This is a genomic window from Allosalinactinospora lopnorensis, from assembly GCF_000981225.1.
Classification (GTDB): Bacteria; Actinomycetota; Actinomycetes; order Streptosporangiales; family Streptosporangiaceae; genus Allosalinactinospora; species Allosalinactinospora lopnorensis.
Window position 1 is genome coordinate 1 of the sequence record NZ_LAJC01000059.1, and the last position, 14,932, is coordinate 14,932.

Consider the following 14,932-nt stretch of genomic DNA (forward strand, 5'->3'; position numbering starts at 1 on the left):
GGCGGTGGCCGGGCGCCGCTCCGGCAGGCGGCGCCCGCGCCGCGGATCAGCGGAGGCTGCGCTCCTTGTACCGGGAGTCGTCCTCGTCGGCGGTGTCGCCGTCGTCTCCTTCGGATTCATTGAGCAGGGCCCGCATCTCCTCGATCTCGGCCTCCTGGACGTCGATGGTCTCCTCGGCGAGTTCCGTGACCTCGGGGCTGCGACCTTCGTCGAGCTGCTCCCGGGCCATCTCGACCGCGCCCGCGTGGTGCCCGACCATCTGCTGCAGGAACACGGTGTCGAAAGCCTCGCCTTCGGCGTCCTCCAGCTCCACCATCTGCTCCTCGCCGAGCATGCCGACCATGTCGCGGCCCACGTGGCCGTCGCTCAGGGGTTCCTCGCCCCACTCGTCCAGCATCCCGGTGAGCCGCTCGATCTCCGGACCTTGGCCGTCCTTGATCCGCTCGGCGAGTTCGCCGACTTCGTCCCCGGCCCGGCTCTCGGCCAGCTCCGACATCTCCACGGCCTGCTCGTGGTGCGGGATCATCGACTGCACGAACGCGACGTCGGCGTCGTTGAACTCCTTGCCGACCGCCTCGTTCGCCGGAGCGCCGGTCTCCTGCCCGGTCGTCCCGCAGGATGCGAGGAGGACGGTCAGGCAGCCGGGCAGCAGAAGAGCGCATGTACGGGTCGTCATGGTGGGTTCTTCTCTCGTCTCGCTGGAAGCGCGCACGGCGGGTTCGCGCCGGCGTGCGATGGCGTGGGAGCAAGGACGCGCGCGGAGCACTCCCGTCCACGGGGGGAGCGCTTCCGGTGGCATCTAGATCCGCAGTACCTGGAGACGGGAGAGCGACGGTGGAACGGGCGGCCGTGCGGCGTCTGCGACGGGCGCGGATCGCGGCGACGGCGGCCGGACGAGGGCGGCGGAGCAGACCTGGAAGGCTCCGGCGGCCACCCCCGCGAGCAGGAGGAGTTCGACGATGGCCAGGTACGTCACCGTCGGATCCAGCGGGGGCAGGAGGTCCAGCCCGGGAACCGTGCCGACCGCGTTCTCCGGCGACGTATAGACCGCGGAGGAGTGGGGCGCGATCTCCAGCTCCACCTGCGGGTGACCAAGCGTGTGCATGACCGCGACTCCGCTGATGACGCAGAGCAGCAGGAGGAGGCGCGGCCACGCGCGCATCGTCTTCCGCCCATTCACCGCGCCGGTCACGCGCCAATCGTAGAGCCGTATCCCCGGATGGCGCATAGAAGCGGGGCCCGTACGGTAGGGGTGTGACTAAAACCTCGCCGGCGGAGCGGTACCGCCGACTGAGGGGGACGGTCGAAGCCGGGGACTCGAACAGTTCGGTACTACCGGTGAAGGCCCGGTCACCGCCCCTCGACAGCGGAGGCCCGGACGAGGGGTCCTCACGGTGGCGAACAGGGAGACAACGCGATCCCAATGCAGCGGCGGTACGAAACCATAAGGTGGACGAGGACGAATGAGCAACGGCACAGCGCGGTTGGTCGACAGCGAACAGCGACAGCGGCTATTTCGCAGGTTCGGAAGCGGGGCGGAGAGTTGGCTCGCGGAGCTCCCCGCCCTGGTCGAGGAACTGGCCACGGAATGGAAACTCTCCATTGAAGGCCCTGCCCCGCACGGCCGGACCTCCGTGGTGCTGCATTGCCAGCGGATCGACGGATCCGCCGGCATCCTGAAGGTCTCCCCCGAGCCCTGGCTCTCCGTCGAGGAGGCGCGTGTCCTGCGGCTCTGGGAGGGAAGCGGGCGCGTCCCGGAGGTGTGGGACGTCGACCCCGAGCGCGGCGCCGTGCTGCTGGAGGCCATCGGGACCGGTCGTACCGTGGCGCTGTCCGGCACGGTGCCGCCTATGGAGGCGGTCGGGACCCTCATCGCCGATCTGCACTCCGTCGCCGTCCCGCCGGAGGCGCGGCGTGAGCTGCATCCGCTGAGTTCGCGCATCAACTTCCTCTTCGGCCACTTCGAGAACCGGCGGTCGTCGGGACCGGCCGCCGACCTGGTCCCCGCCTCGTTCCTGCACCACGGCCACGCCTATGCCCGGGCACTGGCCCAGGGCGAGGAGGACGTCGTACTGCTGCACGCCGACCTGCACCCGGGAAACGTCGTCGACGGCGGACCCGAACGCGGGCTCGTCGCGGTCGACCCGCGGGCCTGCCTCGGTGACGCCGCCGCCGAGGCCATCGACTGGGCGCTGTGGCGGGCCACGTCGGTCGACGAGGTCGAGCGCCGCGCGCTGACCCTCGCCCCAATCATGGGCGTCCCGGCCTCGCGTATCCTCGCGTGGTCCCGGGCCTGCGCCCCCCTCTTCGCGATCGCTCAGGTCGAACGGGGGAAGGCCGGCAGTGAGGAGTTCAGGCTGCTGATGGAACTCTCCGCCTGCTGATATCCCCGCCCCGCGCGAGCCCGCCCCGCTGCTTACGGCAGACGTCCCTTCCTCCCCTCCAGCGCGCCGACCGCTCCGTCCGCTCACGGACGGGGCGGCCTTTCTTCGGCGGCCCGTAGGTCTTCGTTCAATCCGGATGCGGGGACGGGACGATAGGACACGCGAGAATATCCCCGTTCGTGTTCGTGCCCCCGGACCCCGAGGAGACCAATGCCGCTTCACGCGACAACCCCGAGACGGACCCCTCTCACCGCCCTCCTGATCGCTCTCCTGGCCGGCACCGCGCCGGCGGTCGCCGAGACCCGGACCCCTGATTCCACCGACGAACCGGCCGCCGGCGAGCGGTCGATCGTGGAGCCCCCGTGGGTCATCGCGCACCGCGGCGCCTCCGCCTACCGCCCCGAGCACACCCTGCCCGCCTACGGGCTCGCGGTCCGCCAGCGGGCCGACTTCATCGAGCCCGACCTGGTCCCCACCTCCGACGGGCACCTGGTCGCGCGGCACGAGAACGAGCTCAGCGACACCACCGACGTCGCCGATCGCCCGGAGTTCGCCGACCGCGAGACCACCAAGACCATCGACGGCAACGAGGTCACCGGCTGGTTCTCCGAGGACTTCACGCTGGAGGAGATCAAGACGCTGCGCGCCGTCGAGCGCATCCCCGATATCCGCCCGGGCAACACCAAGTACGACGGCAGGTACGAGGTGGCGACGTTCGAGGAGGTCCTCGACCTGCGCGAGAAGTACCTGGGGAAGGGGATCGACGTCCAGGTCATGCCCGAGCTGAAGCACCCGGGGTACTTCGACTCCATCGGCCTCGACACCGAGGAGATGATGGCTGCGGCGCTGGAGGAGCGCGGCCTCACGGGCACCGGCGAGGACGCCCCGGTCTTCGTGCAGTCCTTCGAGCCGGCGAGCCTGCGGGAGCTGAACGGGCTCGTGGAGGCCCCGCTGGTCCAGCTCATCAGCACCGACCAGCGGGAGCTGACCACCCCCGAGGGGCTCGACGGGATCGCGGCGTACGCCGAGGCGATCGGTCCCGACCTCTCCCTGGTGCTGCCGATCGGCGAGGACGGGCTGCCGGCGGAGCCCACCCCGCTGGTCGCCGACGCGCACGACCGCGAGCTCCTCGTCACCCCGTGGACCCTGCGCAGCGAGAACGCGTTCCTGCCCGACGGGTACACGAAGGGCGACGACCCGACCAGGTTCGGCGACTACAAGAGTTACTACACCGCCGTCCTGGAGACCGGCGCCGACGGTTTCTTCGCCGACAGCCCGGACCACCTGTACAAGACCCGGGCGAAGTTCCTGAAGGAGCGCGACAAGTAGTCACCCGGACCCGGTGCGCGCCGGATCATCCCCGTTCTTCTCGAACCGGTACCCCATACCGGCTTCGGTGATCAGGTACTTCGGGTGCGCCGGGTCGGGCTCCAGCTTGCGGCGCAGTTGGGCCATGTAGACCCGCAGGTAGTTGGTCTCGCTCTGGTAGACCGGGCCCCACACATCGTGCAGTAGCTGGCGCTGGCTGACCAGCCGTCCGGCGTTCCGCGCCAAGATCTCCAGGATGTGCCACTCGGTCGGCGTCAGCCGCACCTCCTGCTCGCCTCGTAACACGCGCTTGGCTCCCAGGTCCACGGTGAAGGCGGGGCTGCGCACCACGGGCGCCTCCTCGGTGCGCACCGACCGGCGCTGCGCGGCCCGCATCCGCGCCAGCAGCTCGTCCATCGCGAACGGTTTGGTCACGTAGTCGTCGGCGCCGGCATCCAGCGAGCGCACCTTCTCGCTCGCGGAGTGGCGTGCCGAGAGCACGATCACCGGAACCGAGGTCCAGCCGCGCAACCGCTCGATGACCTTCATGCCCTCCATGTCGGGCAGCCCCAGGTCCAGCAGTACCAGGTCCGGGGGATGCTGGGCGGCGGTCCGCAGTGCGGCCGCGCCGTCGCCGCACGTGTCGACCTGGTAGCCGCGTGCCCGCAGGTTGATCCGCATGGCCCGGACGATTTGCGCGTCGTCGTCGACGACCAGTACCCGCATCAGCCATCTCCGGTTTTCGTGGGTTGGTTCTCCTCGGCGCTCCGCAGAGTGAACACCATGGTCAGTCCGCCTCCGGGAGTGTCCTCCGCGACCAGATTCCCCTCCATCGCCTCGGTGAACCCGCGCGCCACGGCCAACCCGAGGCCGATCCCGGTGCCCCTAGGGGCGTCGCCGACCCGCTGGAACGCCTCGAACATGCGCTCCTTGGAGTCGTCGGGCACGCCCGGACCGTGGTCGGCCACCCGCAGTTCCACCGTCGTGCCGAGTGCGCTCGCCGCCACGCGGACCGGACCGTTCGTGTTCGGGTTGTGCCGGGTGGCGTTCTGGACCACGTTGGCCACGGCCCGTTCCAGCAGCCCGGTGTCGACCCGCACACGCGGCAGGTGGTCGGGGACGTCCACCGTTATGTTGTCCGCCTGGACGCCGATGAGCGTGGCCGGCACCACCTCCTCCAGGCCCACCGAGCGGATGATCGGCCGCACCGTGTCGGTCTGCAGCCGGCTCATGTCCAGCAGGTTGCCGACGAGGTCGTTCAGCCGGTCCGTCGACTCCTCGATGTTCTCCAGCAGTTCCTGCCTGTCGGGCTCGTCGAGTTCGATGTCGGTCGCGCGCAGGCTGGACACGCTCGCCTTGATGGAGGTCAGCGGGGTCCGCAGGTCGTGGGAGACCGCGGCGAGCAGGGCCGTGCGGATCTTGTTGCCCGCGGCCTGGCGCCGGGCCTCGGCCGCGTCGAGGGTGAGCCGCTGCCGTTCCAGCGCGATCCCGATGTGGGTGGCGAAGGCGTTCAGCACCCGCCGGTCGGCGGCGGGGAGCACCCGACCGCGGAGTACCAGCGCCAGCGAGTCGCTCACCGACACCAGAGCGTCGGCGTCGTCGGGCGAGTGGCAGGGGTTCCGCCCGACATGGTCGACGAGGCGCCAGCGGCCGTCGTCCTGCTGCTCCAGCAGCGCGACCGAATCCTGTCCGAAGGTTTCGCGGATCCGCTGCAGCAGTGCCTGGAGCGGCTCGTTGCCGCCGAGGACGCTGCCCGCCAGCAGGCTCAGCGTGCTGGCCTCCGCCCGTGCCCGCGCCGCCTGGAGGGATCGGCGTTTCGCCAGTCCGACGACGACCGCGACAAGTCCCCCGACCAGGATGAACACCATCAGTGCGACGATGTTGTCGGCGCGGTCGATGGTCAGCCGGTACACCGGTTCGGTGAACAGGATATTGAGCAGCAGGCTCCCGAACACGGCGGAGAAGACCGCGGGCCACAGCCCGCCGACCAGCGCTACGACCACGGTCACCAGCAGGAAGAGCAGCAGGTGCGCGGTGAGGTCGAGCGGATCCAGCACCGGCAGGTGCAGCACGGTGGCCAGCAGCGGTGGGGTGAGGACGCTCAGGGTCCAGCCCCAGGCCTGCCGCAGCCGGCCCAGGCCGCCGCCGGCCAGGGGAAGCAGCAGTCCGCGGCCGCGGCCCGCCTCCTCGTGGGTGACGATGTGGACGTCGATGTCGCCCGACTCGCGTGTCACGATCGTTCCGACACCGGGACCGAACACGTACTGCCAGCTCCGGCGGCGCGACGTGCCCAGGACGATCTGTGTCGCGTTGGCGCCGCGCGCGAAATCCAGCAGGGCCGTGGGCACGTCGTTCCCGATCACCTGGTGGTAGGTGCCGCCGAGCTGGGCCAGCAGCTGCTTCTGCCGGGTAAGGGCCTCGGTCTGGATCCGGGCCGGGCCGTCGCTCGTCACCACGTGGACCGCCATCAGATGGCTGGGCTGCGGCTGGCCGCCGCGCGAGCGGGCTGCGATGCGCGCGGCGCGGCGGATCAGCGTCTCGCCCTCGGGGCCGCCGGTGAGCGCGACGACGATGCGCTCCCGGGCCTCCCAGGTCTGCCGGATGTTGTGCTCGCCCCGGTACCGGCTCAGTCCCTCGTCCACCCGGTCGGCCACCCACAGCAGCGCCAGCTCGCGCAGAGCGGTGAGGTTGCCCTCGCGGAAGTAGTTGGACAGCGCGGCGTCGACCTTCTCGTCGGAGTAGATGTTCCCGTGCGCCATCCGGCGGCGCAGCGAGTGCGGGGACATGTCGCACAGTTCGATCTGGGCCGCGCGGCGGACGACCTCGTCGGGGATCGTCTCCCGCTGCCTGACCCCGGTGATCTGCTCGACGACGTCGTTCAGCGACTCCAGGTGCTCGATGTTCACCGTGGAGATGACGTCGATGCCGGCGTCGAGCAGCTCGTCGATGTCCTGCCACCGCTTGGGGTTGCGCGAACCGGGCGCATTGGTGTGGGCGAGCTCGTCGACCACCACCACCTGCGGCCGACGGGCGAGAACGGCGCCCACGTCGAGTTCCTCGGACGCGGTGTCCCCGTTGCCGGAGGCCCACCGCGGCAGCACCTCGAGCCCGTCGAGGAGGTCGGCGGTCCTCTGCCGATTGTGGACCTCCACGAACCCCACGAGGATGTCGGTGCCCCGCCCCCGGCGCCGCTGCGCTTCGCTCAGAGCGTTGTAGGTCTTGCCCACCCCGGGAGCGGCACCCAGGTAGATCCGCAGTTTTCCACGTGCCACACATCCATTGTGGGGCTCTTCGTCCGGTCCGGTGCACTCTGACGTGGAATTTCGCCACTACCGCCGGCCAGCGGGGCGCCGGGCGGGCGGGGTTGCCGGGAGCGGAACGGGGCGGTCGCTCCACGCGTCGGAGGAGGGGCGCGGACCGGGCCCCGTGCTTGTGTCGGATCCCGGGGCCGGGGGGTGCAATCTGTTGAGTGATGTCTCATCAAGTATCAGCTTTCCTATATACTGGTCTCATGAAATTGTCGGAGTGGGCTGAGCGGAACGGTGTGCATTACCAGACCGCGTGGCGGTGGGCCAGGGACGGCACGATGCCCGTGCCGGTCACCCGCACCCCCACCGGCCTGTGGCTGGTCCACGAACCCGACCCGGCCCCGCCCGGCCGCACCGTGGCGTACTGCAGGGTCTCCTCCGCCGACCAGAAGGCCGATCTGGACCGGCAGGTCTCCCGCGTGGTCCAAGCAGCCACCGACCAGGGCATGCCCGTCGCCGAGGTCGTGACCGAGATCGGGTCCGGGCTCAACGGGCGCCGCCGCGAACTCCACCGGCTCCTCGCCGATGCGGACGTGGCCACGATCGTGATCGAGTATCGTGATCGGCTCGCCCGCTTTGGGGTGGAGCACCTGGAGTCGGCACTGGCGGCGTCCGGGCGGCGCCTGGTCGTACTGGAGGACGACGGCACCGACGATGACCTAGTGCGGGATATGACCGAGGTGCTGACCTCGATGTGCGCCCGCCTGTACGGGAAACGCTCCGCCAGACATCGGGCCCAACGCGCTGTGGCCGTGGCCACCGAACCGGAGGTGTCGTGAGCGGCCAGGTGAGGCAGGCCTACCGGTTCGCTCTGGACCTCAGCCCCCGTCAGGAGCGGGACCTGGCCCGCCACGCCGGGGCCGCCAGGGTGGCCTATAACTGGGGGTTGGCCCGCATCAAGGCCAACCTGTCCCAGCGTGAAGCTGAGCGCTCCTACGGCATCGGCGACCAGGAGCTGACCCCGTCGGTGAACTGGTCGCTGTATGGGCTGCGCCGGGCGTGGAACCAGGCCAAGAACGAAGTGGCGCCGTGGTGCACCGAGTGCGGTGTGATCCTGGACCGGGATCTGAATGCCGCACGCAACCTGGCCGCTCTGGTGGAGCGGCACGTCGCCGGGAGTGGCTCGGAGACGGAAAACGGACGTGGAGCCGACCGTGAGACCGGGCTTGTTCCGGCGGGTGGCTGCGAAGCGTCTACCCCGCGCCGGGCGCTGCCCCGGGGCAGACGGGGACTTTCACCCGGTAACGGGTGAATCATTGAGAGTCACTGAAACTCCAATGAACGGTAGGTGAAGATGGTCCGCGTCGCCGCACCGGGGCCTCCCCCAACCGTCCGCTAGGAGCGCTTATGGCCGGTTATCCGCCCGTACCGCCGCCGCACCCCGGCTCGCAGGGGCCCGTGCCCCCGCCGGGGTACGGGCCTTCGGAACCCCACTGGCGGCAGGGGCCCGGCGCTCCGCCTCCCGGCTACCCGCCGCAGCCGCCGGGCCGAGGCGGCTATCCCGGTCCTCCGGGAGGACCCGTGCCGCCCCCGTATCCGTACCAGCAGCCGCCGCGGCGCAACGTGGGGCTCATAGGCGGGATCGCCGCCGGGCTGGTCCTGCTCCTCGGGGTGGGCGGGGCGGTGCTGTGGACTGTTATGGGGCAGAAGTCCCCGTACTCGGCGCTGCCCGACTGCGACGACCTGGTGACCGACGAGGTCACCGAGATCATCGGGATGCGGGATCCCGGGATCGACGAGTACGTCTATGAGGAGGACGAGTTCCCCGAGGGCATGGGCGAGGACGTCGAGGAGTTCATCGACTGCGGGGTGTTCGCCGACGAGTCCGAGGAGTACGCGAGCAGCGAGTTCCTCGCCTTCGGCCTGTCCCGGCACTCCACCGACACCGCTGAGGACGACTACGCCGGTGTGCGCGGGATGGTCGAGGCCCGGGAGTCGGGGCGCGATCTCGACGAGCGGCTCGACGAGGTGACCCCGCCCGAGCCGATCTCGGCCGGTGACACCGGTTTCCAGTACATCGCCGAGTTCGGCACCGATTACGGCGATTTCTACGGTGCGGACGGAGGAAGCCTGTCCTTCGTCCAGTACGCCGTCCGCAACGTGACGGTGACCCTCTGGTATCGGGCGCCGAACCGGGTCCCGGACGAGGAGAAGCGCGACATCTCCCTCGAAGTGGCCAACGAGGTGGAGCGGAGCCTCCCGGAGATCGCCGCGGTCGACGACTGAACCCGCAGGTGGGGCGCTGTCGCCGGGAGGAGGCGGCAGCGCCCTTTCGGGGCTCGGGGGCCGGCCGGGCGTTACCGGCTCGGGTCGAGGGCCAGCTTGCCGGTCGTCCTGCGGGCCCGCAGGTCCTCGTGGGCCCGGCGGGCCTCGGACAGCGGGTACACGCCGCCGTTGATCGTGCGCAGGGTGCCCTGCTGCACCAGCCGGTACATCTCCGTCATCGCCTGCTGCACCAGGCCCGGGACCGCGAAGGCGTGCGCCAGCCACATGCCGCTCACGCCTGTTGAGTACTGCACCAGGTTGGGCGGCCGGACGGGGCTGGGCTCCTCGCGCGAGGCCATGCCGTAGAAGGACAGTCGGCCGAACGGGGCCAGCGCCTGGACGCTCTCGTCGGTGATCCGGCCGCCGGTCATGTCCAGGACGATGTCCACCGGGCGGCCCTCGTTGGCCTCGATCAGGGCGGTCTTCATGTCCTCGGCCCGCGAGTCCAGCGCGATGTCCGCCCCGAGCTCCAGCGCGAGCTTGCGCTTCTCCTCGCTGCTGGCCGTCGCGATGACCCGGCCCGCCCCGAACGCCTTGGCCAGCTGGACCGCGAGCGATCCCACACCGCCGGCCGCGGCGTGCACGACCACGGACTCGCCCGGCTCCATCCGGACGCTCTTGCGCAGCAGCACCCACGCGGTCGACCCCTGGATCATCAGCGCCAGAGCGGTGAGGCTGTCGATCTCGTCCGGAACGTCGAACATGAGGGCGGGGTCGACGGCGGCCTGCTCGGCGTAGCCGCCGCCGCTCATCAGGGCCACGACGCGCCGCCCGTCCGGGGTACGCCCGACGATCTCGCTCCCGGGAACCATGGGAAGGTTCGTGGGGGCCAGGGCGACCAGGTAGGAGTTGTCCGCCATGTGGGTGTCGGCGTAGTTCACGCCTGCGTGCTCCACCCGCACCAGGACCTGGCCGTCCGCGGGTTGGGGCTCGGCGGTCTCGGCGGGCTGCAGGACCTCGGGGCCGCCGAACTCGGCGATCTGGATCGCTCGCATGGAACCTCTCTCTGCACCGACCGGATGGTATGGCTCCTGAGCCTAACCGGTTCCGCGCGCCGTTCGCCGGGGTTTCGGGGCCAATGGACGGTCCCGGCGTTCGTGCCGGCGCCGCCCCTTTTATCCGGAGACGGGCGCGAACGCGCCCACCAGCGCCGTCGCGTCGTCGTGCCGCTTGCCGCGCTCGGCGCCGTAGGTGCGTTCGTTGTCGCGGACCCGGGCGATGAGCGACTCCGGCCCCCGCTTCTCCAGGTGCTGCCAGAGCTGGTGCCAGGTGTGGCCGTAGTGCTTGACCAGCCGGGTGCAGCCATCGGTCAACAGCCCGAACCGCAGGCCGGGCGGCCGCGCTGTCCCCGTCACCGCCTGATGGGCGGCCTCGGGCAGGGAGCCGGCCACCCAGAAGCCGTCCGGGCTGTTGCGCGCGCTGCGCACGAGCGCCCGGGTGTAGGGGCGTCCGCCCGGGAGGTGGTCCAACCGGTCGTCGGTGACGGGGGTGACCGTGCCGCCGGGGCCGGGGAGGAGCACGGCCGAATCGGCGAGTACCAGGTATTCGAGGGCGGGGCCGGAGTGGCGGACCATGGCCACGGTGCTGGAGGGGCTGTCGGGGTTGGCCAGGTCGCAGGTGCCGCCGTGGGCGGCGCGGGTCCGCTCCAGCGCATGGGCGAGCACATCGGGCAGCGGGCGGTGACACGGGAGGGCCAGCTCGGCGGCGAGTGAGGCGGCCAGTGTGGCCACGAACCACCGGACCCCGTGCCGGCACCCGCTGTCGACATCGGGGGGCGCGGTCGCGCCGTCGAGGACGAACGCCCAGTCCGCCCCGGACGACGCGAGGTCTTCGTTGCCGCACCCGTCACCGGGGGCGCTCGCGTAACGGATCCGCACGGGAAGTAGCGTACGGCAGTCCTCGCCGCTTACTCCCGCGAGCCCGGACCGCCGGGGATGAGCTTGCCGGGGTTGAGGACGCCACAGGATCCAGGGAGGACTTGACGGTGCGCAGGACATCGGTGCCCAGCGGACTGATCTCGGCGCTCATCCACGGGAGGTGGTCGCGGCCCACCGCGTGGTGGTGCGTGATCGTCGCACCGCCGGCCGCGATCGCGTCGCCCGCGGCGCGCTTGGCCCGGGCCCAACGGGACTGCGGGTCCGCTCCGGTCGCGGTGACCACGGTGAAGTAGAGCGAAGCCCCGGTGGGGTAGATGTGCGAGATGTGGCACATGACCACCGCTCCGCCCTCGGGCCCCTCCAGGGTTTCCTTGACGGCGGCGCTGACGGCCTCGTACAGGGGCATGAGGTTCGACCAGGTCGTGGCCGTCTCCAGGGTCTCGCTCAGGATCCCGGCGTCCAGCAGGGCGTCGCGCAGGTAGGGGCCGTGGAAGCGGGCGCGCCGCCACTCGGCGGCCGGCTCGGTGCCGAGGAACGTGCCGCCGGCCTCGGCGAGCTCCGTCCCCACGGCCTCGCGCCGGGTGCGCACCTCCCGCTCGCCGCCCTCCAGCCCGACCAGGAGGAGGCAGCCCGGTCGCGCCTCCCGGCCGGAGAGCGCGGCGTTGACGAACGTCTCGGTCTCGTCCGACAGCCGGGCGGTCGTCGGTCGCACCGCGGATTGGGCCAGCCGGCGCAGCGCCGCCGCCCCCGACGCGTAGTCGGGAAAGGACCACGCCTCGTCGCGGGCTGAGGCGGGAACCGGTCGGACGCGCAGCGTCACCTCGGTGATGACCCCGAACACACCCTCCGAGCCCAGCAGCAGTTCGCGCAGGTCCGGACCGGCGGCCGACGCCGGCGCCCGGCCGAGGTCCAGGGTGCCGCGCGGGGTGGCCGCCTTCAGCGCCGTCACCATGGCGTCGAAGCGCCCGTAACCGGCGGACGCCTGGCCGCTGGAGCGGGTCGCCGCGTACCCGCCGATCGTGGCGTACTCGTAGCTCTGCGGCAGGTGCCCGAGCGTGTGGCCGTGTTCGGCGAGGAGCCGCTCGGCCTCGGGGGTGCGCAGCCCCGCCTGCAGGGTCGCGGTCGCTGACTCGGTGTCCAGGCAGACCAGCCGGTCCAGGCGGCGCAGGTCGAGGGAGGCGGCACTGGCGAAGTCGCCGCGGACGGGCTCCACCCCGCCGACGACGCTCGTGCCGCCGCCGAACGGGACCACGGCGACGCGGTGCTCGGAGCACGCGCGCAGCACGGCGAGGACCTCCTCGTGGTCCGCGGGAAGGACGACCGCGTCGGGCGCCCCCTCCGCCGCGCCGGCGCGGCGGCGCAGCAGGTCGGTGGTGCTCTTGCCGCCGGCGTGCCGCAGCCGCGCCGCGTCGTCGACCCGTACCCAATCGGCTCCGACGGCCTCCTCCAGCGCGCCGCGCGCCGCCTGGTCGAGAGCGCGGGCCGGGAGCCGGACGTCGGCCTCAGAGACGGGAGGCAGCTCGCGCAGCCGCACTCCGAGCGTCCGCGCTATGAGGTCGCGAACGGGGTCGGAGAGCGGGGCGGCGCGGGCCGGGTCCCCCCAGCCGAACCAGGACATGTCGGCGGCGCGCTTCATGCTCATGCCGTACAGTTTTACATATGACGTCAAGACGTAACGTTGAAGACGGCATCCTCGACGCGGTCCGCGCGTGCGTGGAGGCCTTCGGGGTGCGCCGCACGACCCTCACCGATGTCGCCCGCCGGGCCGGTGTGAGCCGCCCGACCGTCTACCGGCGCTGGCCCGACGTCACCTCGCTCGTGGCCGATCTCCTCACCCGCGAACTGCACCGGATCCTGGAGCAGAGCAGGATCGCACAGGGGGAGAGGACCGCGCGCGAGCATCTGGTGGCCCAGGCGGCCGGCGTGGTCGGCACGCTCATCAGGCACCCCCTGTTCACCCGGATCGTCGACAACGAACCGGAGATCCTGGCCACCTACGCGTTCCACCGCCTCGGTGCCAGCCAGTTCGCGGCACTGGAACTGCTCACCCCCGAGATCGAGGCGGGCCAGCGCGACGGTTCCATCCGCAAGGGCGACCCGGCGGTGCTCGCGCGGCTGGTGCTCATCGTCGTGCAGAACCTGGTGACCTCGCGGCGCCTGACCGCCGACATCGCGACTGACGACCGGCTGCTCGCGGAGCTGCGCACCCTTCTGACCGGCTATCTCGCCCCGGAGGAGGACCCCCGGTGACCGATGCGACCTCCCTCAACGCCGCGCGGCGCCGCCGCGACCTCGACACCCTCGCGAGCGGCCCCGGCGTGGACCTCCTGGTGATCGGGGCCGGGGTGACCGGCGCCGGCGCGGCGCTGGACGCCGCCTCCCGGGGGCTGTCCGTCGTCCTCGTCGACCGGCACGACCTCGCGTCCGGCACCAGCCGGTGGAGCTCCAAACTCGTCCACGGGGGGCTGCGCTACCTCGCCAAGGGGCAGCTCGGTATCGCCTACGAGAGCGCGCGGGAACGCGATGTGCTCATGCGTGCGACAGCCCCGCACCTGGTCCGGGCACTGCCGATGGTGCTGCCGCTGTACCCGGGTATGGCGGGCCCGCGCGCGGCCGCGACCCGCATCGGCATGGCAGCGGGCGACCTGCTGCGCACCGCCGCGGGAACCGATGCGGGAACGCTGCCCCGCTCCCGCAGGCTCACCCGCGAGCAGGTGCCGCGGCTGCTGCCCGGCGTCCGCAGGGACCGGCTCCGGGGCGGGCTCCTCTCCTTCGACGGTCAGCTCGTCGACGACGCCCGCCTGGTACTGGCGCTGGCCCGCACCGCGGCCGGGCACGGTGCGCGCGTCATCACACGCTGCGCGGCCGAGCGCGTCGACGGCGGCGGCGCCCGGTTGCGCGACGTCCTCACAGGTGAGCGCCTTGAGGTGCGGGCGCGGGCCGTTATCAACGCGGCCGGCGTGTACGCCGGTGAACTGGTGCCGGACGTGCGGTTGCGCCCCAGCCGGGGCACGCACATCGTGCTCGGCGGGGAGACGCTGGGCGGGCCCAGGGCGGCGATCATGGTCGGTGTCGCGGGCAGCGCCAACCGCTTCGTCTTCGCCCTGCCGCAGCGCGACGGCCGGATCTTCGCCGGGATCACCGACGAGCCCGTGGACGGCCCCATCCCCGACGTTCCGGCGGCACCCGAGTCCGACATCGCGTTCCTGCTCGACACGCTCAGCGGCGCCCTGGACACGCCACTGCGCCGCGCCGACGTCATCGGGGCCTACGCGGGCCTTCGGCCGCTGCTGGACGCGGGGCAGGGCGACAGCGCCGACCTATCGCGCCGGCACGCCGCGCTGGTCTCCCCCGAGGGCGTGGTCACCGTGGTCGGCGGGAAGCTCACCACCTACCGGCGGATGGCCGAGGACGGTGTGGACACCGCCGTCCGCGCCGCGGGGCTCACGGCGGGGCCGTGCCGGACCAGGAAACTCCCGCTGGTCGGGGCGACCGCCCCCGCGGCCCTCGACGCGCTTACGGCGCCGCGCCGCCTGGTGCAGCGCTACGGGACCGAGGCCGCGCGCGTCGTCGCCGAGGCGGCCGACGATCCGGCGCTGCTGGCCCCTGTCCCGGGTGGTGCCGGTGTCACCCCGGCGGAGCTGCGCTTCGCCGTCCGGCACGAGGGCGCGCTCGACGAGTCCGACCTCCTCGACCGCCGTACGCGGATCGGCCTGGTGCCCGAGGACCGGGCCGCGGCGGCCCCGGCGGCGCGCCGGGCGCTGGAGGCCGTCCAAAACGGGTAGCGCCC

General features: G+C 71.8%; 13 protein-coding genes and 1 pseudogene. 7 read left to right on the forward strand and 7 right to left on the reverse strand.

Annotated features, from left to right (window positions below; genetic code table 11):
• Positions 1–46 precede the first annotated feature (46 nt).
• Positions 47–676, reverse strand: coding sequence for a DUF305 domain-containing protein (locus tag VS93_RS19325; protein WP_046471314.1), 630 nt, complete (start codon positions 674–676; stop codon positions 47–49).
• Positions 677–799: 123 nt separating this feature from the next.
• Entirely contained in the window at positions 800–1,192 is a 393-nt protein-coding gene (locus tag VS93_RS19330) for a hypothetical protein (protein WP_156184927.1), read from the reverse strand.
• Between the two features lie 271 nt (positions 1,193–1,463).
• Between VS93_RS19330 and VS93_RS19335 the strand changes: the two genes are divergently transcribed.
• Positions 1,464–2,384 (forward strand): aminoglycoside phosphotransferase family protein, encoded by a 921-nt coding sequence (locus VS93_RS19335; RefSeq protein ID WP_046471315.1) that lies wholly within the window; start codon positions 1,464–1,466, stop codon positions 2,382–2,384.
• Positions 2,385–2,594: 210 nt separating this feature from the next.
• On the forward strand, positions 2,595–3,713 hold the full coding sequence (locus VS93_RS19340; RefSeq protein WP_082127027.1) for a glycerophosphodiester phosphodiesterase family protein: 1,119 nt from the start codon (positions 2,595–2,597) through the stop codon (positions 3,711–3,713).
• On the opposite strand, the gene VS93_RS19345 is transcribed toward VS93_RS19340, so the two are convergent.
• Together VS93_RS19345 and VS93_RS19350 are read right to left on the reverse strand one after the other, a co-directional pair.
• Entirely contained in the window at positions 3,714–4,418 is a 705-nt protein-coding gene (locus VS93_RS19345; protein WP_082127028.1) for a response regulator, read from the reverse strand.
• A complete protein-coding gene (locus tag VS93_RS19350) occupies positions 4,418–6,964 on the reverse strand; it encodes a DUF4118 domain-containing protein (RefSeq protein ID WP_046471317.1) in 2,547 nt (848 codons plus the stop codon). Before VS93_RS19350 ends, VS93_RS19345 begins: the two co-directional genes overlap by 1 nt.
• Before the next feature lie 239 nt (positions 6,965–7,203).
• Between VS93_RS19350 and VS93_RS19355 the strand changes: the two genes are divergently transcribed.
• The 3 genes from VS93_RS19355 to VS93_RS30550 all read left to right on the forward strand — a co-directional run bounded on the left by VS93_RS19355 (position 7,204) and on the right by VS93_RS30550 (position 9,226).
• The gene (locus tag VS93_RS19355) at positions 7,204–7,779 is read left to right on the forward strand and encodes an IS607 family transposase (protein WP_046471318.1); all 576 of its coding nucleotides are present in this window, start codon (positions 7,204–7,206) and stop codon (positions 7,777–7,779) included.
• Complete coding sequence (locus VS93_RS19360) at positions 7,776–8,252, forward strand: helix-turn-helix domain-containing protein (protein ID WP_046471319.1); 477 nt, start codon at positions 7,776–7,778, stop codon at positions 8,250–8,252. Before VS93_RS19355 ends, VS93_RS19360 begins: the two co-directional genes overlap by 4 nt.
• Before the next feature lie 269 nt (positions 8,253–8,521).
• Positions 8,522–9,226 (forward strand): hypothetical protein, encoded by a 705-nt coding sequence (locus VS93_RS30550; protein ID WP_046471320.1) that lies wholly within the window; start codon positions 8,522–8,524, stop codon positions 9,224–9,226.
• Between the two features lie 71 nt (positions 9,227–9,297).
• On the opposite strand, the gene VS93_RS19370 is transcribed toward VS93_RS30550, so the two are convergent.
• The 3 genes and pseudogenes from VS93_RS19370 to VS93_RS19380 all read right to left on the reverse strand — a co-directional run bounded on the left by VS93_RS19370 (position 9,298) and on the right by VS93_RS19380 (position 12,760).
• On the reverse strand, positions 9,298–10,260 hold the full coding sequence (locus VS93_RS19370) for a quinone oxidoreductase family protein (protein ID WP_046471321.1): 963 nt from the start codon (positions 10,258–10,260) through the stop codon (positions 9,298–9,300).
• 120 nt (positions 10,261–10,380) lie between these two features.
• A complete protein-coding gene (locus VS93_RS19375) occupies positions 10,381–11,142 on the reverse strand; it encodes a protein phosphatase 2C domain-containing protein (RefSeq protein WP_046471322.1) in 762 nt (253 codons plus the stop codon).
• Between the two features lie 29 nt (positions 11,143–11,171).
• A pseudogene (locus tag VS93_RS19380) lies at positions 11,172–12,760 on the reverse strand (FAD-binding oxidoreductase).
• A gap of 41 nt (positions 12,761–12,801) precedes the next feature.
• Between VS93_RS19380 and VS93_RS19385 the strand changes: the two are divergent.
• Positions 12,802–13,392, forward strand: a complete 591-nt coding sequence (locus VS93_RS19385; protein WP_046471323.1) for a TetR/AcrR family transcriptional regulator — start codon at positions 12,802–12,804, stop codon at positions 13,390–13,392.
• Positions 13,389–14,927: a glycerol-3-phosphate dehydrogenase/oxidase gene (locus tag VS93_RS19390; protein WP_046471324.1), complete on the forward strand. Its 1,539-nt coding sequence runs from the start codon at positions 13,389–13,391 to the stop codon at positions 14,925–14,927. The genes VS93_RS19385 and VS93_RS19390 overlap by 4 nt, the downstream gene beginning before the upstream one ends.
• Positions 14,928–14,932: the final 5 nt, after the last annotated feature.